Source organism: Pseudomonas sp. B611 (genome assembly GCF_055407965.1).
Map to the genome: position 1 here is coordinate 203,523 of NZ_JBUZST010000004.1, position 21,779 is coordinate 225,301.

The following is a 21,779-nucleotide window of genomic DNA, read 5'->3' on the forward strand; positions in this document are numbered from 1 at the left end:
GCGTCTTCAAGCTCCGATGTCTGGCAGAATTATACGCATCTAACCTGTGGTTTCCCGTGTCTCATGCCTGCTATTACCTCCGATCTGCCCGCCCTCGCCCAATCGATCAAAGACTGGGGCCGCGAACTGGGCTTTCAACAAGTCGGCATCAGCGGCCTGGACCTGGCCGAGCATGAACAGCACCTGCAACGCTGGCTCGACGCGGGCTACCACGGCGAGATGGACTACATGGGCGCCCACGGCAGCAAACGCTCCCATCCCGATGAACTGGTGCCCGGCACGTTGCGCGTGGTCTCGCTGCGCATGGACTACCTGCCCGGCGACACCCAGATGGCGCAACTGCTGGCCAAGCCGGAAAAAGCCTACATCTCCCGCTACGCCCTCGGCCGCGACTACCACAAGCTGATCCGCAAGCGCGTGCAGCAACTGGCCGACCGCATTCAGGCGCAAATCGGCCCGTTCGGCTTTCGCGCCTTTGTCGACAGCGCGCCAGTGCTGGAAAAAGCCATCGCCGAACAGGCCGGCCTGGGCTGGATCGGCAAAAACACGCTGGTACTCAATCGCAAGGCCGGCAGTTATTTCTTCCTCAGCGAGCTGTTTGTCGATTTGCCCTTGCCGGTGGACGCGCCCCACAGCACCGAACATTGCGGGCGCTGCACCGCGTGCCTGGACATCTGCCCCACCAATGCCTTCGTCGGCCCCTATGTGCTGGACGCGCGGCGCTGCATCTCCTACCTGACCATCGAACTCAAGAGCGCGATCCCGGAAGACCTGCGCCCACTCATCGGCAACCGCGTATTCGGCTGCGATGACTGTCAGATCGTCTGCCCGTGGAATCGTTTCGCCCGCGCCACCAGCGAAAGCGATTTCAAGCCGCGCCACAACCTGGACAACGCCGAACTGGCCGAACTGTTTATGTGGGACGAGGACAAATTCCTCAGCAGCACCGAAGGTTCGCCCCTACGCCGCGCCGGTTATGAGCGCTGGCTGCGCAACCTGGCGGTGGGCCTGGGCAATGCGCCGTCGAGCATTCCGGTGCTGGAAGCCTTGAAGGCGCGGCGGGAGTATCCGTCGGAGCTGGTGCGCGAACACGTGGAATGGGCGCTGAACCAACACGCGACGCGCTAGTGCACGTCGTCGTTGTAGACGAACTTGGGCATTTCCCAGTGAAAACGGATCGCCAACAGGCGTAAGAGAAAGCCGCTGAACAGGGTCAGCAAAATCGATTGCTCGCTGGGCAGCTCCAGGTACAGGCACAGCAGGTAGAACCAGGCGGCAAGGAACGACACGCTGGCGTACAGCTCACGGCGAAAAATCAGCGGGATGTCGTTGCAGAAGATATCCCGCAGGATGCCGCCAAATACACCAGTGATCACGCCGCTGACCGACGCCACCAGCATGCCGTGGCCCATTTCCAGGGCGGTCATGCAGCCGATCAAGGTAAACGCCACCAGACCCACGGCGTCCAGCGCCAGGAACAGCGAACGCAGGTGGCGCATCAGCGGGGCGATAAAGATCGTCACCAACGCCGCGACCGAGGTCAGCACCAGGTATTCCGGGTGTTTGACCCAGGTCAGCGGGTAATGCCCCAGCAGCACGTCACGCACCGAACCGCCACCCAGCGCCGTCACGCAGGCGATCAGCACCACGCCAAACCAGTCCATGCCACGCCGCCCGGCAGACAGCGCGCCAGTCATGGCTTCGGCGGTGATGGCGATGAGGTAGAGCATCAACAGCATGATGGCGATCCTTGCATTGTGGCGAGGGAGCTTGCTCCCGCTGGGCTGCGCAGCAGCCCCAGGTTTCAAAAAATGTAGTGTGACAGGCAGCGACTAAGAGTGCTGCGCACTCTAGCGGGAGCAAGCTCCCTCGCCACAAAGTGCCAGCATCAAGCCTTGATGAAATGCTTGCGGTAATGCTGCAACTCGGCGATCGACTCGCGAATATCATCCAGCGCCAGATGGGTGCTGCCTTTATGGAAGCTGTCTTTGACTTCCGGCGCCCAACGCGCGGCCAGCTCTTTCAAGGTGGACACATCCAGGTTGCGGTAGTGGAAGTAGCTTTCCAGCCCCTTCATGTGGGTATAGAGGAAGCGACGATCCTGGCAGATGCTGTTGCCGCAGATCGGCGACTTGCCCTTCGGTACCCATTTTTCCAGGAACGCAAGGGTCTCGGCTTCGGCTTCGGCCATGCTGATACGGCTGTCGCGCACGCGCTGGGTCAGGCCGGAGTTGCCGTGGGTGCGGGTGTTCCACTCGTCCATGGTGGCGAGTACGGCGTCGCTGTGGTGAATGGCGATCACCGGACCTTCGGCCAAGGTGTTGAGGTTGCTGTCGGTGACAATGGTCGCCATCTCGATGATGACGTCGGTGTCGGGGTTCAGACCGGTCATTTCCAGATCGATCCAAATCAGGTTCTGTGGGTTTTGCATGGCTTGATTCTCTTGGCACCTTGGCGTAGCTGCGCAGTTTAGCAGGCGGGGCCGTGCTAGACTCGCGACCGTTTTACCCAACCTTTGCATTATCGACACGGAACACCAATGGCCAAACGCCAGCTCAATCGTCGCCAAAACTGGCGCATCGAAAAGATTCAAGGTGAACGCGCCGCTCGCGCCGCCAAACGTGAATCCTCCGCCGTGGAAGCGCTTGAGGGCGGCGACCTGGGCCCCGAGCAAACGGGCCTGGTGATCGCGCACTTTGGGGTGCAGGTCGAAGTCGAGGCGCTGGAAGGCGAACTCGCAGGCCAAGTGTTCCGTTGCCACCTGCGCGCCAACCTGCCAGCGCTGGTCACCGGCGACAAGGTGGTCTGGCGTGCCGGCAACCAGGGCATCGGCGTGATCGTCGCCCAGTTGCCGCGCACCACCGAACTGCGTCGCCCCGACAGCCGTGGCCAGCTCAAGCCAGTCGCCGCCAACGTCGACATGATCGTGATCGTGTTCGCGCCGCTGCCCGAGCCCCATGCCAACCTGATCGACCGCTACCTGGTAGCCGCCGAGCATGCCGGCATCCGCCCGCTATTGCTGCTGAACAAGTTCGACCTGATCGACGAACAGAACGCTCCGGCGCTGAATGCGCTGCTGGCGGTCTACCGCACCCTGGGTTACCCGGTGCTGGAGGTTTCGGCCCATCACGGTAATGGCATGGAACAGCTGCAACAGCAGTTGGACGGGCGCATCAGCGTGTTTGTCGGCCAGTCCGGCGTGGGTAAATCCTCGCTGGTCAACAGCCTGCTGCCGGAAGTCGACACCCGCGTGGGCCCGCTGTCGGAACTGTCCGGCCAGGGTACGCACACCACCACCACGGCGCGGCTGTTCCACTTCCCGGGCGGCGGCGAGCTGATCGACTCCCCGGGTATCCGTGAATTCGGCCTCGGCCACGTCAGCCGCAGCGATGTGGAAGCGGGCTTTATCGAGTTCAACGACCTGATCGGCACCTGCCGCTTCCGCGACTGCAAACACGACCGCGAGCCGGGTTGTGCGTTGCTCAAGGCACTGGAAGATGGGCGTGTGCAGCAGCAGCGGATGAATAGCTATCGGTCGATTATTGCGAGCTTGCCGGAGAGCAGTTACTGAGCGGCCAAGTCTTGATACATATAAATCAAGCTGCGGGGCGCGCTACTCCATTGATTTAATGGGGGCTGGCATCAAGAATTCGTCACAACTGGGCGCTTCACCGATACATGCCAGCTTGAATTCGGAATTTCTGATGTCCATAATCGCTCCGTCACCAGCGAAAGCTGGCAGGAGTCTGGGTCCTTTTCGGGGTTGATCCAGCGGCGCAGAAGGGGCGAAGCAAGCTCCACTGCGTGTCGAATGAAGCCGCCTTCGGGCGGCTTTGCTTTTTGTGGGGAAATCACGATTGGCTCTCTACTATCACCCCAAACAAGGCGATGTGCTTCTCTGCGACTTCACACGAGGGTTTGTCGCCCCGGAAATGCTGAAGATCCGCAAAGTCGTGGTGATCTCACCTACCGCCACGCACAACCGTAAACTCTGCACCGTGGTCCCCATATCCTCTACTGCCCCGGATATACAGCACGACTGGCACCACCTACTGCGCACCAATCCACTTCAGTCCGATGGCTACAAAGAGCTGTGGGTGAAGTGCGACATGATCTACACCGTCAGCTTCGAACGCCTCGACAAACTCCACAGAAAAACCCGCACCAAAGGTCGCGAATACTTCGTTCCACGCCTGTGCATAGACGACATGCAAGGTGTGATCAGCGGCGTCAAAGCCTATCTGCCCCTCTGACCAGAAATGAAAACGCCCCGAATAGTCGGGGCGTTTTCATTTGTTGGCTTCCACTGATGCTTACGAGCCAGCCTTAGGCACCGTAGGATCCTTCACCCCACCATCATCAAACAGATTCAACTTCTGCCGTAGCTCATGGGCCGGCAACGGCTCCTGCCCCGGCGGAATGGCATTCGGATCAACCGGCACTTCACCCGGCGCACCCGCGCCTGGAGTCGGCACCGGTTTAGGCTGATCACCTTCAATCGCACGCTGGGCCTTTTTGGTCAGCACCACGATGTCGATGCGGCGGTTGATCGGGTTGAACGGGTCTTCGTGATCAAACAGCTGCGACGAGGCAAACCCCACCACGCGCGCCACTTGCGGGTCCGGGTAGCTGCCGGCCACCAACGCACGGCGGGCGGCGTTGGCGCGGTTGGCCGAGAGCTCCCAGTTGCCGAAGTCGCCCTGGCCCGAGTACGGCTTGGCGTCGGTGTGGCCGCTGATGCTGATCTTGTTCGGCACCGCCTTGATGGTGTCGGCCATGGCCAGCAGGATGTCTTCAAAGTACGGCTTCAAGCGTGCGCTGCCGGAGTCGAACATCGGCCGGTTGGCGGCGTCGGTGATCTGGATGCGCAGGCCGTCCGGGGTGATTTCAAACGAAATCTGATCCTTGAACTTCAGCAACTGCGGGTTCTCATCCACCTTGGTCTGCAACTCTTGCAGCAACAGCTCCAGGCGTTCCTGCTCGACCTGCTCGGCCATGGCTTCGACGGTATCGCGCTCGATCGGGATATTTTCCTGCGGCGACTCGGTCTTGATCTCGGGGTTGATGGTGCGCTCCGGCGCCAACTGCGGCGAACCGCCGAGGTCGATGACGAAGGGCGTGCCGCTTTCCGAGAAGCCAATCGGGTCCTTGAAGTAACCGGCGATGGCGATCTTTTGTTCCGGCGTGGCGGTGGACATCAGCCACAGCACCAGGAAGAACGCCATCATCGCCGTCGCAAAGTCGGCGAAGGCGATTTTCCAGGCACCGCCATGGTGCCCCGCAGCGAAGCGCTTGACGCGCTTGATGATTATCGGCTGGTTGTTTTCCATGGCTTAGCGACCGCGAACCGCTTGTTCCAGCTCGGCGAAGCTTGGGCGATGTTTCGGGTACAGCACCTTGCGACCGAATTCCACCGCCAGCGATGGCGGCATGCCGGAAGCGGACGCTACCAGGCTGGCCTTGATCGATTCGTACAGGTTGATTTCTTCCTTGGCGTCGTGAGCCAGGGAGGTGGCCAGCGGGCCAAAGAAACCGTAGGCCGCGAGAATACCGAAGAAGGTACCGACCAGTGCCGCACCTACGTGCATGCCGATGGCCGCCTGGTCGCCTTCGCCCAAGGAAGCCATGGTCACCACGATACCGAGTACCGCCGCGACGATACCAAAGCCGGGCATGCCGTCGGCGATGCCGGTCACGGCGTGGGACGGGTGCTCCAGCTCTTCCTTGAGGCTGAACAATTCCATGTCGAACAGGCCTTCCAGCTCATGGGGGGCCATGTTGCCGGAAGACATGATGCGCAGGTAATCGCAGATGTAGGCGGTCATGCGCTCATCTTTGAGCACGGCCGGGTACTTGGCGAAAATCGGGCTGGCGGCAGCGTCTTCGATATCGGCCTCGATGGCCATCATGCCTTCGCGGCGGCTCTTGTTGAGGATCTCGTACACCAGCCCCAGCACTTCCAGGTAGAAGGTGTGGGTGAAGCGCGAACCGAACATGCCCAGCGACTTTTTGATCACGTGCATGGTCATGTAGCCGGGGTTCGCTTGCAGGAACGCGCCCAACGCCGCACCACCGATAATCAACACCTCGAAAGGCTGGATCAGCGCGGCAATTTTACCGTGGGACAGGACGTACCCGCCGAGCACGCTTGCGAAGACGACGATGATGCCGATAATTTTAGCCATAGGGGATCTGTACTTGCGCCGTCGGGTTCATGGACATATTTGGAGGAACTGCAAAACTCTTGTTCTACTTATCGGCAAAACTGCGCCAGACTATAGCCCGTTAAGGCGAAAAGCCAGTTCGGCCCGATCCGGGCGTGTTGACCGCAAGTGATGATCGCGCCCCAATCATGGCTAATGAAACGACAGTCCCAACTGCAAAACCCACTACCCTCGCCGCTTGGATCAAGCGCCTGGACGATGTGCTGCTGCCTGTCCCCCAGGCCAGCCACGAGCGCGTGTGCAAAGGCATCCGTGATAGCCGCAGTTCGTTGCGAGATATTGCCGAGCTGATGCAGAACAGCCCGGCGCTGGTGCTCAGCGTGATGCGCGAGGCCAACAGCCATACCCACGGCAGTTTCACGGAGCCTGCGGAAAACCTCGAAGTGGCGCTCAACCGCCTCGGCCTGAAACGCGCCGAAGAGCTGCTGGCGCGCTTGCCGTCGGTGCCGGCCCATGAGATCCCCGTGGCCTTGCGCCAATTGCTGCTGGTCAGCCAGCACGCCTCGCAACAGGCCAACGGTTTGTTCGCCAGCCGCCTGGCGCGTTTGTGGCAGGACATTCACTGGGGCAGTCTGCTGTTTCTGTCACCGCTGTGGCCGATGGCGGTCGCCTACCCCAAGCTCCTCGAAGAATGGGAACTGCGGGTGATCCACAAAGGCCAGCCGGCGCGCCAGGTCGAGCAGGAATTGTTCGGCGTACGCCTGCTGGACCTGTGCCTGGGCTTGACCGAAGCCTGGCACCTGCCGATCTGGGTCTCCCAGGGCTACAACCTGCTGCTCAAGGAGCAGCGTTTGCTGGTCAAGGCGCTGCACATCGCCCGCGAAGACGACGCCCTGCGCCAACAGCAATTGCTCGACGCCGAACCCAACCTGCGGCGCTGGCTGAACCAGCCGGCCAACACCGTACTGCTGGCCAACGGCCTGGCGATGTCGGCCCAGGAGTCCTGGACCTGCCCGCACACCGAGCGCTGGCAATACCTCACCGCGCTGTACCTGCAACAGCCGCTGGGCGATGTGCAGCAGCAAGTGCACCAGCAAGCCGTGACCAGCGCCCGCACCACGCTGATGCCTGATTTATGGCACCCAGCGCTGTCGCTGATCTGGCCATGGCACGTGCAGAAAATCCATCGCGGCCTGCTGCCCGCGTCGCCACCTACCGCCGAATCCCTGGCCGTATGGCGCAAACGCTGCACCGAGTTGCTGGTGGAGCCAAGCCGTTTTGCCAACGCCATGCATCTGACCACCTGCGCCAAGGAAGCCCTGGTGGCCAGTGGCATGCAGCGGGTCATGCTGCTGATGACCGACCGTGCCCAAAGCACCTTGCGTGTGCATCAGGCCGACGGTTTGCCGAAAGACGCCGCCAACCTCAGCCTGGACGTGACCAACAGCACCCTGCTGCAACGCCTGCTGGAAAAGTCCGCGCAGGTGCGCCTCACCCCGGACAACCACGCGCAGTTCTCGGCCTTGCTACCGCCGATCCTGCGCCGTCTGTTCACCGGCGAACACCTGCTGCTGCGCTCCCTGAGCTGCAACGGCAAGGTGGTGATGCTGATGGTGGCCGACCAGGGCGGCGGGCCGTTCTCGGAAACCACCGTGCAAGCCTTCGGCAAAACCGCCCAATGCATCGAGAAGGCCCTGCACTGCTTTACCAACCGCAGCGCCTGATGCTTGCGCTACAATCGCGGTCCTTTATCGCCAACATTTGTGCCCAGGAGACCTCACATGCCTGACTTCTCTGGCTTGCCGCTGGTGATCGAATCCAGCGACCTGCAAGCTCGCCTTGATGCCGAACACCTGATTCTGGTGGACCTCACCAGCGCTGCCCGCTACGCCCAGGGGCATATCCCCGGCGCGCATTTCGTTGACCCCAAGCGCACCCAATTGGGCCAGCCGCCTGCACCGGGCCTGCTGCCCCACAAGGCCGACCTGGAAAAACTTTTCGGCGAACTGGGCCACACCCCGGACGCGACCTACGTGGTCTACGACGACGAAGGCGGCGGCTGGGCCGGGCGTTTCATCTGGATGCTCGACGTGATCGGCCATCAGAAATACCACTACCTCGACGGCGGCCTGCTGGCCTGGCTGGAAGGCCAGCACCCGGTCAGCACCGACGTGCCCGCAGCCGTCGGCGGCCCGGTCAGCCTCACCTTGCACGACGGCCCCACCGCCACCCGCGAGTACCTGCAAAGCCGCCTCGGTGCTGCCGACCTGGGCATCTGGGACGCACGCGGCCCGCTGGAGTATTCCGGCGAGAAAGTCCTCGCCGCCAAAGGTGGGCACATCCCCGGCGCCGTGAACTTCGAATGGACCGCCGGCATGGACCCTGCGCGCAACCTGCGCATCCGCCGCGACATGCCGCAGATCCTCGAAGACCTCGGGCTGACCCGCGACAAAGAAATCATCACCCACTGCCAGACTCACCACCGCTCTGGCTTCACCTACCTGGTGGCCAAGGCGCTCGGTTATCCGCGAGTCAAAGGTTATGCCGGTTCCTGGGGCGAATGGGGCAACCACCCCGACACCCCCGTTGAGATTTAAGGTTTAAGGACAGTAAATGAAAAAGCAGTTGTTTATCCTCAGCCAGTACTTGCTGCCGCACCACCTGCTGTCGCGCTTGGCCGGCTGCATTGCCGAGTGCCGCGTGCGCTGGTTCAAGAACGCCTTCACCAGCTGGTTCGCCAAGCGCTATCAAGTGGACATGTCCCAGGCCCTGGTTGAAGACGTGACCGCCTACGAGCACTTCAACGCGTTCTTCACCCGCGCGCTGAAAGACGGCGCTCGCCCGCTGGACCAAACTCCAGGCGCGATCTTGAGCCCCGCCGATGGCGCGGTCAGCCAGCTTGGCCCGATCGAACATGGTCGCGTGTTCCAGGCCAAAGGCCACAGCTTCAGCGTGCTGGAACTGCTGGGCGGTGATTCCGCCGTGGCGGCGCCGTTCATGGGCGGTGATTTTGCAACGGTGTACCTGTCGCCGAAGGACTACCACCGCGTGCACATGCCGCTGGCCGGCACCCTGCGCGAGATGATCTACATCCCGGGGCGCATCTTCTCGGTCAACCAGACCACCGCCGAAAACGTACCGGAGCTGTTTGCGCGTAACGAGCGAGTTGCCTGCATTTTCGACACCGAACGCGGCCCGATGGCCGTGGTATTGGTGGGCGCGATGATTGTGGCGTCGATTGAAACCGTGTGGGCTGGCTTGGTGACACCGCCGAAGCGTGAGCTGAAAACCTTCCGCTACGATGAGGCCGCGCGTGCGCCGATTCACTTGGAGAAAGGCGCTGAGCTGGGCCGCTTCAAACTGGGTTCGACTGCAATCGTGCTGTTCGGGCCGGATCAGGTGAAGTGGGCTGAAGAGCTGGCAGCCGGCACGCCGGTGCAGATGGGCCAGGGTATGGCACTGCCAAAAGCCTGACGCACTGATCGTTCCCACGCTCTGCGTGGGAACGCAGCCCTTGACGCTCTGCGTCAGCTTTTAGAGGCGTGACGCGGAGCGTCACAGGATGCATTCCCACGCGGAGCGTGGGAATGATCATCGTGAGGCTTACAGCTGACCGTCGCGATCCCGGAAGCCCAGCAGATACAACACCCCATCCAACCCCAAGGTCGAAATCGCCTGCTTCGCCGACTGCTTCACCAGCGGCTTGGCACGGAACGCCACACCCAACCCGGCAATCGCCAGCATCGGCAGGTCATTCGCACCGTCGCCGACAGCGATAGTCTGCTCCAGACGCAAACCTTCCTTGTGCGCCAGTTCCTTCAGCAGGTCCGCCTTGCGCTGCGCGTCGACAATCGGCTCGACCGCCACGCCAGTCACCTTGCCATCCACCACTTCCAGCTCGTTGGCGAACACATAGTCGATGCCCAACTTGGCCTGCAATTGCTTGGCGAAGTAAGTGAAGCCGCCCGACAGGATCGCGGTCTTGTAGCCCAGGCGCTTGAGCTCGGCGAACAGGGTTTCGGCGCCTTCGGTCAGGCGCAGGGAGGCGCCGATGGAGTCCAGCACACTGACATCCAGCCCTTTAAGCAGCGCCAGGCGCTCCTTGAAGCTCGCCCGGAAATCCAGCTCACCGGCCATGGCGCGCTCGGTGATCTCGGAGACTTGCTCGCCCACACCGGCAGCCTTGGCCAACTCGTCGATGACTTCCGCTTCGATCAGCGTGGAGTCCATGTCGAACACCGCCAGGCGACGGTTGCGGCGGAACAGCGAGTCTTCCTGGAAGGCGATATCGACATTCAGCTCCTGGGCCACGCTGAGAAACTCAGCGCGCAGGGCTTGCGGATCGGCCGGCTCGCCGCGCACGGAGAACTCGATGCAACCCTTGCCCTTGTCGGCCGGGGTGTCCAGCGGCATACGACCCGACAGACGGTCAATGTGGTCGATATTCAAGCCGTATTGCGCGGTAATCGAGCTGACGCGCTGCAACTGCTCAGCCGTGACCTTGCGGGTCAGCAGCGTCACGATGTGGCGTTTCTTGCCCTGACCGGCGACCCAATGCTGGTAATCGGCTTCGGACACCGGCGTGAAACGCACCTGTTGATCAAGCTTGTACGCCGTAAACAGGATGTCCTTGAGCACCGAAGACGCCTGTTCAGTACTCGGGATCTCAACGAGGATGCCGAACGACAGCGTGTCGTGGATCACCGCCTGGCCGATGTCGAGAATGTTCACACCACCCTGGGCCAGAACGCCGGTAATCGCCGCCGTCAGACCCGGGCGATCTTCACCAGTGATGTTTATCAGGACAATTTCGCGCAAGGCGCACCCCCAGGCTGGAAAAAAACCGCATTCTACCCACTTTCAGTGACCATCGGGCACAGCCAGCGCTTTGACGCTATGGGGCCTGTCGCTATACTGCGCGTCAACTTCACGGACCAAGAGCCGAGCGCAAGTGAACCGGCCCACGCCAGTAAAAACCGATAACTTCTTCCTGCTGATCTTCCGGGCACTGCGCCACCGCCGTGTACCGATCGCATTACGCATCGCCAGCCATAACGTGATCCTGGTCGCCCTGGCCCTGGTGATCTACGCCTGCGTGATGGGTTTGCAGTTCAAGCAGGCCATGCACGAACAGGCCGACGCCCTGGGCGAGAGCTTGACCACGCAAACCGCCACGTCGGCGACCGAGCTGTTGGTGTCCAATGACATCCTCAGCCTCAACGTGCTGCTCAACAACCTGACCAAGAACCCGCTGGTGGCCCACGCCGCCATCTACAGCGTGGACAACCGGATCATGGCCGAAGCCGGGCAGCGCCCGAAGAATGGCCTGCTGGGCGAAGCCGAAGGGTTGTACCAGAGCAACATCACGTTCCAGGACGTGAAGGCCGGCCAACTGCGCATCAGCCTGGACATGCAGCAATTCCAGCAGCCGATGACCATCAGCCTGCAAAGCATGGGCATCCTCAGCGCGATCCTGCTGGCCCTGGCGTTGGCCCTGAGCCTGCGCCTGGGTCGGCATATCTCCACGCCGCTGATGCAACTGCGCATCTGGCTGCGGGACATCGACGAACACACCCCGGCCACCGACCGTCAGGATGAAATCGGCGACCTCGCCCGCCAACTGCACGCCAGCTTCGCCCCGGAGCCGACCGTGCGCGCGCCTGAGCCCGAGCCGGAATACGACGACGAGCCCGAGTTCGACGTGGGTGAGCCGGGCTTTGATGAAGCCCCACCGGTCGCCGGCCTCAAGCCTGCCACCCGCAAGGCGATCCAGGCCGATGAAGACGAGTTGGACGACGAAGACCCGTTCGCCGACCTGCGCGATACCGCGTCCAACAGCCCGGCTGTCGCGCCAACGCCTGCCCCGGTTAAGAACGCCGAGCCCCAGCACAGTGCGGTCCTGGCCGTGCAACTGGGCTCCCAGGATCAACTGCGCCGCCTGCCCCGCACCCGCCTGACGGAACTGCTGGAACGCTACCGCGACTGCCTCGACCAGGCCGCCTCGCTGTACCAGAGCGAACTGCACACCCTGAACGACGGCAGCACGCTGATGCTGTTCCACAGCGAAGACAGCGGCGAAGACTACCTGACCAACGCCATCTGCTGCGGCGAGCTGCTGCGCGCCCTGGGCCATGCCCTGCAGATCGAAGTGGCGGACAGCGGCATCACCCTGCAACTGCAACTGGGCCTGACGGTGAGCGACGACCTGTTTGGCATGAGCCAGATCGACCTGCTGCTCACCGAGAGCGCACAGGATGCCCTGGCCTTGTCGCAACACAGCCGCAACTTGCTGCTGGTGGAGCGCAAGATCAGTGAAGACACATTGATCCGCCAGCGCGCGCGTATCCGCCCGATTGCCAGCCCTGAAGGCGCGAGCTGTGTGGAGCGGTTGATGGAGCCGTATCCGTCGATGCTGGAGCGGCAGTTGGCGCGGATGCATGAGACCCGCAAGCCCTGACGGACCTGATCGTTCCCACGCTCCGCGTGGGAACGCCTCTTGGGACGCTCCGCGTCCCGCGCTTTGCTGTGACGCAGAGCGTCACGGTTAGCATTCCCACGCGGGGCGTGGGAACGATCATCGCGCACAAACAAAAAGGCCCGCTGAATCAGCGGGCCTTTTTTTGTGTCAGCGATTCAGGTCAGAACCTGAACACTTCCATATCCGTACGAATCGGCGTTGCCATCGGCATCTTCGGCTTCTGCGGTTCAGCCGGCTTGGCCGCCTGCACCGGGGCCTGTTTGCGCGGCGCCTCGGCGATTGGCGGCTGGTTGGCCAATGGCTTGAGGGCCACCGACAACTGCTCGGCCAAATGCTGCAACAACACGCCCTGGGCCTGGACCTGGGACGCGGTGGTGCCGGCGTGTTCTTCCTGCAAGTGCACGATGCGGCTGTCACGCACCTGGCCACGGCGGTCGATCAAGCGCCACTGGGCATCCAGGATCGCTGGCTGCGAGGTGCCGGAGTCCAGGCGCGTGATGGTCAACAGGACCTGTACATCCGGGCTGAAGCCCGTCGGCGCAGGCGCGAGCACCACACGCTGGCTGTCCAGATGACCGGCCACTTGGCGCAGCATCAGCTGGTTGATGTCGGACGACAAACTGCCCGCCCAACGACCATCGGTGGAACCTTGCAGGCTGCCGTCGTTCTGACGTTGCAGCAGGGTTTCGCGTTGCAGGTAGTCCGCCACGACGACCGGGCCGAGCAAAACGGCCATACCCGCAGCCTGGGCGGGCTGTGCCGGACTTCCGCTGTCCAGCTGGTACAGCGACACCGGCTGGTGTGTGCTGCAACCCGCCAACCCCAAAAGGCCAGCGAGCATCAAAAATAAAGGAACGCGTGGAGCGGTCATCATCCCATCCAGGTGGCTGCCACAAGGCTAACCACAACTAATACTGAAAATACCCTAAACACGCACGGCCACGCCGGCGCTGGAAAGGCCATATCATCCGTGAATATGCGCCATGACTCCAGCGCCAAAGCGTCGATCTACGCGTTAAACCGTAGATCGAGGCCTCTAATACGCGTTAAACCGGCGTTTCTACCAACAAAGCATCCACGCGCTGGAAGCCCCGCGGCAGTTTATTGCCACGCCGACCACGCTCGCCCTTGTAATGTTCAAGGTCGTCAGGCCGTAGCGACAGCGTGCGTTTGCCGGCCTGGAGCACCAGCGTCGCACCTTCCGGGATCACCGCGATGTCAGTCACGTACTCTTCGCGACTGGCTACGCGCTCGCCAGGAATACCGATGATCTTGTTGCCCTTGCCTTTGCCCAGTTGCGGCAGGTCGCTGATCTTGAACACCAGCAAACGCCCTTCTGTGGTCACCGAGGCCAGCCAGTTGTTTTCACGATCGTCCACGGGTCGCGGCAGGATCACCTTGGCGTTGTTCGGCAAGCTCAACAGAGCCTTGCCCGCCTTGTTCTTGGCCTGCAGGTCTTCACCCTTGACCACGAAACCGTAACCCGCGTCCGATGCAATCACGTACAGCGAATCGTCATCCGGCAGCAGCACGCACTCGAAATTCGCCCCTGGTGGCGGCGTCAGGCGCCCGGTCAGCGGCTCGCCCTGGCCCCGTGCAGACGGCAAGGTGTGGGCCGGCACCGAATAGCTGCGCCCGGTCGAGTCGATAAACACCGCAAACTGGTTGGAACGCCCGGCCGCAGCGGTCTTGAAGCCGTCGCCAGCTTTATACGACAGGCCGGTGGCGTCAATATCATGCCCCTTGGCCGAACGAACCCAACCCTTTTCCGACAGAACGACGGTAATTTTCTCGTTTGGCAGCAGCTCGGTTTCGGTCAGCGCTTTCGCTTCAGCACGCTGGACGATTGGCGAGCGGCGGTCGTCGCCGTAGGTTTCGGCGTCTTTGATCAGCTCGGTGCGCACCAGCTTCTTCAGCTTGGTTTCGCTGCCCAACAGGGCTTGCAGCTTGGCTTGTTCCTTGAGCAACGCGTCTTGCTCGTCGCGCAACTTCATTTCTTCCAGTCGCGCCAATTGGCGCAAGCGGGTGTCGAGGATGTAGTCGGCCTGGATCTCGCTGAGCTGGAAACGCGCGATCAACTCGGCTTTCGGGTGCTCGGCCGTACGGATGATGTGGATCACTTCATCCAGGTTGAGGTAGGCAATCAGCAAGCCGTCCAACAGGTGCAAGCGGCGCTCGACCTTGTCCAGGCGGAATTGCAGGCGGCGACGCACGGTCTGCACACGGAATTCCAGCCACTCCACCAGCAGGTTGCGCAGGTTTTTCAGCTGCGGCTTGCCGTCCAGGCCGATGATGTTGACGTTGACCCGGTAGCTCGACTCCAGGTCGGTGCTGGCGAACAGATGCTGCATCAGCACTTCGTGGTCGACCCGGCTGTTGGTCGGGATGATCACGATGCGGCACGGGTTTTCGTGGTCGGACTCGTCACGCAGGTCGGCCACTTGCGGCAGTTTCGATGGCTTGGCCTGCATCAGGGCGGCGATCTGTTCCAGCACCTTGGCGCCAGACACCTGGTGCGGCAGCGCGGTGACAATAATGTCGCCATCTTCGATGTGGTACACGGCGCGCATGCGCACCGAGCCCTTGCCGGTTTCGTACATCTTCAGCAGGTCGGCGCGCGGCGTGATGATTTCCGCTTCCGTCGGGTAGTCCGGGCCCTGGATATGCTCGCAGAGCTGCTCGACCGTAGCCTTGGGCTCATCAAGCAAGCGCACGCACGCCGTGGCCACTTCACGCAGGTTATGCGGCGGCACGTCGGTGGCCATGCCCACGGCGATGCCAGTGGTGCCGTTAAGCAGGATATTCGGCAAACGTGCCGGCAACACCAGCGGTTCGTCGAGAGTGCCGTCGAAATTCGGGCCCCAATCGGCGGTGCCCTGCCCCAGCTCGCTCAGCAGCACTTCCGAGTAACGCGACAGGCGCGCCTCGGTGTAACGCATGGCGGCGAAGGACTTCGGATCATCCGGCGCACCCCAGTTGCCCTGGCCGTCCACCAGCGTGTAGCGGTAGCTGAACGGCTGGGCCATCAGCACCATGGCTTCGTAGCAGGCGGAGTCGCCGTGGGGGTGGAACTTGCCGAGCACGTCACCGACGGTACGCGCCGATTTCTTGTGCTTGGAATCAGCGTCCAGGCCCAACTCACTCATGGCGTAGATAATGCGCCGTTGCACGGGCTTCAGGCCGTCGCCGATATGCGGCAAGGCACGGTCCATGATCACGTACATGGAGTAGTTGAGGTAGGCACTTTCGGTGAAGTCAGCCAGCGACCGGCGTTCTACGCCATCTAAGCTGTCTGCGAGGATGTCACTCATGCGGGCCTCATCATTGGGTAAGGCGCGACGGAAATGCCGCGGCGCCGGGTCAATTCAAAAAATTCAGGGTTCATGGCTGGGCACTCCAGCCACCGGCCGGGGCGGCGAAACGATAGACCACCGGGCGTTTTTCACCATCGGCACGCGGGCCGAAGTTGTTGTCGATACCCAGCCAGGCCCCGTCCGCGTCCACCACCAGGGCTTCGGCCAAGCCATAGGCCTGAGGATAGCGCCGCTCAGGTGTCAGGGTCTCGTCGGCAAACGACCAGCACAGCTCGACCTTGGCCGTGACCGCATCGCGTCGGCAGATCTGGAACGCATTGCGCTCCAGGGTAAACAGCTTGCCGTTGAACAGTGCCAGGTCGGCAAAGTCCTTGGACACGGCCTTGGCATTGGTGAATTTGGCCGGCTGCACTTCCTGGCCGGCTTCGCTCAGCAATACACACGGACCGTCGCAATCCCACACGCTTTGCCCACGCTTGATGGCAATCAAACCGCGTCGCTCACGCTCGGCGGCCAGCCAAATCTGATTGCCGTCGGGATTCACCGTCAGCCCTTCAAACAACGCATTGAAGTGCAGCAACATGCCACTGGCCCGCGCTTCGCGCACCATGCCAGGGGCGATCTTCAACCACTCGGGCGCGCCGTTCACCGGCACTTGCAGCACCGCCGCATGGGCTTCGCTGACGACGTAGCGGTTGCCCGCGGCATCGCAGCTGATGCCTTCAAAATCCAGGTCGCCGCCGCGAATGAACGACGCAGCCTTGGTGCGCGAGCGCAACCCCCAGGGCAAGCCGGACTCCGGCACTGGCGGCACGTCGATCTTCACCGTTTCGGCCTGCCAGGTCGGCGCACTGATATCCAGGCGATAGATCTGGTCGTCATCGCGGTCGGAAACCGTCCACAACTCCTTGCCACACAAGGCCAGGCCCGACAGATTGCCGCCGCGCATGCCGTCCACCGGGTGTTCGGAGACGAGTTTCAGCTCAGCCACGGGCGCGGCCGCTACCGAGGTAGCCACCAGCCCGCTCCACATCAGGATCGCCAAGGCGAAGCCTGTGCGCATCAGCCCAGCACCTCGGCAAGGTTGCCTTTGGATTCCAGCCAGGACTTGCGGTCCGGCGCACGTTTTTTCGCCAGCAGCATGTCCATCATTTCCGACGTGGCGGCGTAGTCTTCCAGGGTCAATTGCACCAGGCGCCGGGTGTTCGGGTCCATGGTGGTTTCGCGCAGTTGCGGCGGGTTCATTTCACCCAGGCCTTTGAATCGTGTGACCTGTGGCTTGCCGCGTTTCTTCTCGGCCACCAGGCGGTCGAGGATGCCATCGCGCTCGGCTTCGTCGAGGGCGTAGAAGATCTCCTTGCCCAGGTCGATGCGGTACAGCGGCGGCATGGCGACGTAGACGTGACCAGCATCCACCAACGGGCGGAAGTGCTGGACGAACAACGCGCACAGCAAGGTGGCGATGTGCAGGCCGTCGGAGTCGGCGTCGGCGAGGATGCAGATCTTGCCGTAGCGCAGCTGGCTCATGTCCGCCGCGCCCGGGTCGACACCGATGGCCACGGCGATGTTGTGCACTTCCTGGCTGGCCAGGACTTCGCTGCCATCGACTTCCCAGGTGTTGAGGATCTTGCCGCGCAACGGCAGGATCGCCTGGAACTCTTTATCCCGCGCTTGCTTGGCCGAACCGCCGGCGGAATCACCTTCCACCAGGAACAGTTCGGAGCGCATCGGGTCTTGCCCGGCACAATCGGCCAGCTTGCCCGGGAGTGCCGGGCCTGCGGTGATGCGCTTGCGTTCGACCTTCTTGCTGGCCTTCAAGCGACGGCCGGCGTTGTTGATCGCCAGCTCGGCCAGGGCCAGGCCCAGCTCAGGGTGTTCGTTGAGCCACAGGCTGAACGCATCCTTGACCACGCCCGAGACAAACGCCGCCGCCTCGCGGGACGACAGGCGCTCTTTGGTCTGGCCGGAGAATTGCGGCTCCTGCATCTTCATCGACAGCACGAACGCAATGCGCTCCCACACGTCTTCCGGCGCCAGCTTCACGCCGCGCGGCAGCAGGCTGCGGTATTCGCAGAATTCGCGCATGGCATCCAGCAAGCCCTGGCGCAAGCCGTTGACGTGGGTGCCGCCCTGGGCCGTGGGGATCAGGTTGACGTAGCTTTCCTGCACGCTGTCGCCGCCTTCGGGCAGCCACAACAGTGCCCAATCGACGGCTTCCTTGTTACCCGCCAGGCTGCCGCAGAACGGCTCGTTGGGCAGGCGCTCGAAGTCGCTGACGGAGTCTTCCAGGTAGGAGCGCAGGCCGTCTTCGTAGTGCCACTCGACCTTCTCGCCGGTGCCTTTGTCTTCAAAGGTGACGAGCAGGCCCGGGCACAGCACAGCCTTGGCCTTGAGCACGTGCTTGAGGCGGCTGATGGAGAATTTCGGCGAATCGAAGTATTTCGGGTCCGGCGCGAAGTACACGCTGGTACCGGTGTTGCGCTTGCCAACGGTGCCGATCACAGCCAGGTCGGTGGCTTTATAGCCATCGGCGAAGGTCATCTCGTATTCGTTGCCATCGCGCTTGACCCTGACCCGCACCAGCGTAGACAGGGCGTTGACCACGGAAATACCCACACCGTGCAAGCCACCGGAGAACTGGTAGTTCTTGTTGGAGAACTTGCCACCGGCGTGCAGCTTGGTGAGGATCAGCTCGACGCCCGGCACGCCCTCTTCCGGGTGAATGTCCACCGGCATGCCGCGCCCGTCGTCGGACACTTCCAGGGAGTGGTCAGCGTGAAGAATGACATGCACCGACTTGGCGTGGCCGGCCAGGGCTTCGTCGACACTGTTGTCGATGACTTCCTGGGCAAGGTGGTTCGGCCGGCTGGTGTCGGTGTACATGCCGGGGCGTTTGCGCACCGGGTCGAGGCCCGAGAGGACTTCGATGGCGTCGGCGTTATAAGAGCTAGCGCTGGGAGTGGCCATGGGGTCTCGTCGTGAGTCGTTCGATTAAAAAGTGACCTGCGATTTTTACAGTGACGAAAAATCGAAGGATTGATACTGATCTGCGCCAATGCCGGCAAAACTCAAGAGCGCCGGCAGTTGCTGGGCGAACCCCTGATAACCATGGTCGCCACCGGCCTGGATGCGCAAGGCACAGGCCCGGTAATACTGCTGGGCGAGGCGATAATCCAGCGTTTCATCGCCGGTTTGCAACCACACCTGATAACGCCCGGCGTCCTGGGGCGCTGCCACTTCCAGCTCAGCCAGGGCCGTGACGTGGTCGTGGGTCAATTCCCAGGTTTCATCGGTGTAGAGGTTCTTCTGGGTGCCCAGGTAACCGTCGAACATCCGATGGGGGCTGACTGCTGGGTTGACCAGCAGCGCCTTGAGGCCATGGCGCTCGGCAAGATGGGTTGCATAGTAGCCGCCGAGTGAGCTGCCGACCAGCAGCGGGCGCCCCAGTTCAGCGATCGCCGCTTCCAGTTGGGGAATCGCCTGACGCGGGTGGTGATGCAGGGCCGGCACGCGCAGTTGGTCGGCCAGGCCGAGGGCACCCATCACACGGATCAACTGGCTGGCCTTGTTGGACGCCGGCGCACTGTTGAAACCGTGGATATACAGGATCGAAGCGGACATGCCGGGCTCTCCATGACGTGGGCCAAAGAGGCGCAGTTTACAGGGATAGCGGCCCTGTGTGATGACCTCAATCCACAGGACACCGAAGAACCCATGTGGGAGCGGGCTTGCTCGCGAATGCGGAGTGTCAGTCACTGCATCTGGTACTGATCCACCGCATTCGCGAGCAAGCCCGCTCCCACATTTTTGATCAGTGTTTGCAGCGTTTAATAGCCGTTGCTGCCGTAATCCACCGTAAACTCGAAGTCCTGCACCCGCTCCACACCCGTTTCCAACCGCCCGTCGGCATGCAAGCGCAACCAGCGATACCCCGGCGCCTGTTCGCTGACCTGGAAATCCTCGCTGCCCGGCGTGAACTGGATGCAGGTGGACGGCGAGGCCAACAACCGCACGCCGTTGCGCTCGCGGTCGATTTCCTGATGTACGTGGCCCCAGAGCACCGCCCGGACCTGCGGAAAGCGATCCAGCACGGCAAACAGCGCGTCAGGATTGCGCAGGCCGATAGGCTCCATCCACGCACAACCGATGGACACCGGATGATGGTGGAAACACACCAGGTGATGGCGACTCGGCGCTTCGCTCAGGGCCTGGGCGAGCAATTGCAGTTGCTGGTCCTGCAGGTAACCCGGCACCGAGCCCGGCACGGCGGAATCCAGCAGGGTGACGCGCCAGTTGCCGATATCGACCACCGGCTCCAGCAAATCACTGCGCATGGCGGCATGGGCCATGACCTGGGGTTCGTCGTGATTGCCAGGAATCCAGCGCGCCGGGGCGTCGATCTGCCGGGTCATGTCGCGAAATTGCTGGTAGGACGCCAGCGTGCCGTCCTGGGACAAGTCTCCCGTGGCCAGCATCAAGTCGATTCGCGGCTGCTGCACGCGCACCAGCTCGATCACCCGTTGCAGGCTTTCATGGGTGTTCATGCCCAGCAGCGTGCCGTCGGCCTCGGCAAACAGGTGGCTGTCGGACAGTTGCACCAGCAACGCGGGTGCATCGGGGTTCACGGTGGTTACGCTCGGCAAGGCGCTCTCCCAGGGCAATCACAGGAATGGACGAATAGCGCGATTATGCTGGGGCAGGACACAAAGAGGGAATACAAGGAATCAGATACAGTTCACATCTACCGCACCGCTTCGAACTCATGGCCCAGGGCCAGGCAGTGACTCAACCATTCACCGAGGAACACATTGAGCTGCGCTTTCTCATCGGGCTGGTGCATGAACACATTCGGGTAAGGATAGATGCTGCGAAAGCGCCGCGCATGTTCGGCGCTGATCACTTCGGCCATGCGGGCGTCGTGGTACACCTGCACTTCCAGTTGCGGCACCGGCAACCACGGCAGGCTGTGTTCCTGGCGCACACGCAGGGTGGTGGTGTACGGGCAGTTGACGATGACTTCCAGGGTCAGCACGCCGAGCATCTGGTCGCCATGGGTCACGCCGATGCGCCGCGCCGCCGGGGCGTGGCGCATATCGGGGAGCAAGCGCATCAGCCGCGCATAGTTGGCCTCGCAGGCCGCTTGCAGCCCGATCAGGTCAACCCGGTAACGTTCCCGTGCCTTTACTGCCATAACCCCCTCACTTCCGCGCGGTTAAGCGCAAGCCATTGCAGGGCGATAATGCTGGCTGCGTTGGAAATCTTGCCGTTGCGCACCGCTTGCAGGGCATCTTCGAAGGCCCAGGTGGTGACGCGGATATCTTCTGCCTCTTCTTCCAATCCATGGACGCCCCCCACCCCGGTGCTGTCGCAACGGCCCAGGTACAAGTGGACAAATTCGGTACTGCCGCCGGGCGATGGGAAATACTTGGTGATCGGCCACAATGCGGAGAATGTCAGCCCAGCTTCCTCCTCGGCCTCACGGTGTGCAACCTCCTCCGGCTGCTCGTCCTTGTCGATCAGGCCGGCGACCATTTCGATCAGCCAGGGGTTGTCGGTACGGCCCATGGCGCCAATGCGGAACTGCTCGTTCAAGACCACTTCGTCACGTTGTGGATCGTAGGGCAATACACACACGGCATCATGACGAACGAAGACTTCGCGGTTGATCTCCCGGCTCATGCCGCCGTCGAATTTCTCGTGGCGCAGTTGCAGGCGATCGAGTTGGTAGAAACCCTTGAAAACGGTTTCTTCCTTAACAATCTCGATCTTGCTCGGCGTCGATTTCGCAATGTCCGTCATACCCTTCCTCGTTAAGCCTGTGCA

At 62.1% G+C, this 21,779-nt stretch carries 20 protein-coding genes; 7 read left to right on the top strand and 13 right to left on the bottom strand.

Going from position 1 to position 21,779, the window contains the following annotated elements:
- Positions 1-63 precede the first annotated feature (63 nt).
- Positions 64-1,128 carry a tRNA epoxyqueuosine(34) reductase QueG gene (gene queG, locus ACZRMO_RS11675; RefSeq protein ID WP_463972951.1) on the top strand — a complete coding sequence of 355 codons (1,065 nt, stop codon included), beginning with the start codon at positions 64-66 and terminating at the stop codon, positions 1,126-1,128.
- On the opposite strand, the gene ACZRMO_RS11680 is transcribed toward queG, so the two are convergent.
- Both ACZRMO_RS11680 and orn read right to left on the bottom strand, forming a co-directional pair.
- Positions 1,125-1,742, bottom strand: coding sequence for a TRIC cation channel family protein (locus ACZRMO_RS11680; protein WP_207041344.1), 618 nt, complete (start codon positions 1,740-1,742; stop codon positions 1,125-1,127). The two genes, queG and ACZRMO_RS11680, sit on opposite strands and share 4 nt — an antisense overlap.
- Before the next feature lie 146 nt (positions 1,743-1,888).
- Positions 1,889-2,431: an oligoribonuclease gene (gene orn / locus ACZRMO_RS11685; protein WP_124525545.1), complete on the bottom strand. Its 543-nt coding sequence runs from the start codon at positions 2,429-2,431 to the stop codon at positions 1,889-1,891.
- Positions 2,432-2,539: 108 nt separating this feature from the next.
- Here orn and rsgA point away from each other — a divergent pair, with 108 nt between their 5' ends.
- Positions 2,540-3,571: a small ribosomal subunit biogenesis GTPase RsgA gene (rsgA, locus tag ACZRMO_RS11690; RefSeq protein WP_017734951.1), complete on the top strand. Its 1,032-nt coding sequence runs from the start codon at positions 2,540-2,542 to the stop codon at positions 3,569-3,571.
- Between the two features lie 286 nt (positions 3,572-3,857).
- Complete coding sequence (locus tag ACZRMO_RS11695) at positions 3,858-4,253, top strand: type II toxin-antitoxin system PemK/MazF family toxin (protein ID WP_305432387.1); 396 nt, start codon at positions 3,858-3,860, stop codon at positions 4,251-4,253.
- A gap of 60 nt (positions 4,254-4,313) precedes the next feature.
- Here the strand turns inward: ACZRMO_RS11695 and motB are convergent, their stop codons facing one another.
- Both motB and motA read right to left on the bottom strand, forming a co-directional pair.
- Complete coding sequence (motB, locus tag ACZRMO_RS11700) at positions 4,314-5,330, bottom strand: flagellar motor protein MotB (RefSeq protein WP_463972952.1); 1,017 nt, start codon at positions 5,328-5,330, stop codon at positions 4,314-4,316.
- A 3-nt stretch (positions 5,331-5,333) separates the two neighbouring features.
- Positions 5,334-6,185 (bottom strand): flagellar motor stator protein MotA, encoded by an 852-nt coding sequence (motA, locus tag ACZRMO_RS11705; protein ID WP_207041124.1) that lies wholly within the window; start codon positions 6,183-6,185, stop codon positions 5,334-5,336.
- Between the two features lie 167 nt (positions 6,186-6,352).
- Here motA and ACZRMO_RS11710 point away from each other — a divergent pair, with 167 nt between their 5' ends.
- The 3 genes from ACZRMO_RS11710 to asd are packed head-to-tail and all read left to right on the top strand — an operon-like array spanning position 6,353 to position 9,638.
- Positions 6,353-7,888, top strand: a complete 1,536-nt coding sequence (locus ACZRMO_RS11710) for an HDOD domain-containing protein (RefSeq protein ID WP_463972953.1) — start codon at positions 6,353-6,355, stop codon at positions 7,886-7,888.
- Positions 7,889-7,945: 57 nt separating this feature from the next.
- On the top strand, positions 7,946-8,761 hold the full coding sequence (locus ACZRMO_RS11715; RefSeq protein WP_463972954.1) for a rhodanese-like domain-containing protein: 816 nt from the start codon (positions 7,946-7,948) through the stop codon (positions 8,759-8,761).
- Positions 8,762-8,777: 16 nt separating this feature from the next.
- On the top strand, positions 8,778-9,638 hold the full coding sequence (gene asd, locus ACZRMO_RS11720) for an archaetidylserine decarboxylase (RefSeq protein ID WP_124525541.1): 861 nt from the start codon (positions 8,778-8,780) through the stop codon (positions 9,636-9,638).
- Between the two features lie 129 nt (positions 9,639-9,767).
- On the opposite strand, the gene serB is transcribed toward asd, so the two are convergent.
- Positions 9,768-10,982: a phosphoserine phosphatase SerB gene (gene serB, locus ACZRMO_RS11725; RefSeq protein WP_017734945.1), complete on the bottom strand. Its 1,215-nt coding sequence runs from the start codon at positions 10,980-10,982 to the stop codon at positions 9,768-9,770.
- Positions 10,983-11,115: 133 nt separating this feature from the next.
- Here serB and ACZRMO_RS11730 point away from each other — a divergent pair, with 133 nt between their 5' ends.
- Complete coding sequence (locus ACZRMO_RS11730) at positions 11,116-12,621, top strand: AhpA/YtjB family protein (RefSeq protein ID WP_463972955.1); 1,506 nt, start codon at positions 11,116-11,118, stop codon at positions 12,619-12,621.
- 181 nt (positions 12,622-12,802) lie between these two features.
- On the opposite strand, the gene ACZRMO_RS11735 is transcribed toward ACZRMO_RS11730, so the two are convergent.
- The 8 genes from ACZRMO_RS11735 to ACZRMO_RS11770 all read right to left on the bottom strand — a co-directional run bounded on the left by ACZRMO_RS11735 (position 12,803) and on the right by ACZRMO_RS11770 (position 21,755).
- Positions 12,803-13,513 carry a PqiC family protein gene (locus ACZRMO_RS11735; RefSeq protein ID WP_463972956.1) on the bottom strand — a complete coding sequence of 237 codons (711 nt, stop codon included), beginning with the start codon at positions 13,511-13,513 and terminating at the stop codon, positions 12,803-12,805.
- 175 nt (positions 13,514-13,688) lie between these two features.
- Positions 13,689-15,953, bottom strand: coding sequence for a DNA topoisomerase IV subunit A (gene parC / locus ACZRMO_RS11740; protein WP_124525538.1), 2,265 nt, complete (start codon positions 15,951-15,953; stop codon positions 13,689-13,691).
- A 70-nt stretch (positions 15,954-16,023) separates the two neighbouring features.
- On the bottom strand, positions 16,024-17,019 hold the full coding sequence (locus tag ACZRMO_RS11745) for an esterase-like activity of phytase family protein (protein ID WP_463972957.1): 996 nt from the start codon (positions 17,017-17,019) through the stop codon (positions 16,024-16,026).
- A complete protein-coding gene (gene parE, locus ACZRMO_RS11750) occupies positions 17,019-18,923 on the bottom strand; it encodes a DNA topoisomerase IV subunit B (RefSeq protein ID WP_017734940.1) in 1,905 nt (634 codons plus the stop codon). Before parE ends, ACZRMO_RS11745 begins: the two co-directional genes overlap by 1 nt.
- Before the next feature lie 45 nt (positions 18,924-18,968).
- On the bottom strand, positions 18,969-19,577 hold the full coding sequence (locus ACZRMO_RS11755; RefSeq protein WP_463972958.1) for a YqiA/YcfP family alpha/beta fold hydrolase: 609 nt from the start codon (positions 19,575-19,577) through the stop codon (positions 18,969-18,971).
- A gap of 206 nt (positions 19,578-19,783) precedes the next feature.
- The gene (gene cpdA, locus ACZRMO_RS11760; RefSeq protein ID WP_463972959.1) at positions 19,784-20,599 is read right to left on the bottom strand and encodes a 3',5'-cyclic-AMP phosphodiesterase; all 816 of its coding nucleotides are present in this window, start codon (positions 20,597-20,599) and stop codon (positions 19,784-19,786) included.
- A gap of 98 nt (positions 20,600-20,697) precedes the next feature.
- A complete protein-coding gene (locus ACZRMO_RS11765) occupies positions 20,698-21,147 on the bottom strand; it encodes a DUF1249 domain-containing protein (protein ID WP_017734937.1) in 450 nt (149 codons plus the stop codon).
- A complete protein-coding gene (locus tag ACZRMO_RS11770) occupies positions 21,138-21,755 on the bottom strand; it encodes an NUDIX domain-containing protein (RefSeq protein WP_463972960.1) in 618 nt (205 codons plus the stop codon). The genes ACZRMO_RS11765 and ACZRMO_RS11770 overlap by 10 nt, the downstream gene beginning before the upstream one ends.
- Positions 21,756-21,779 lie beyond the last annotated feature (24 nt).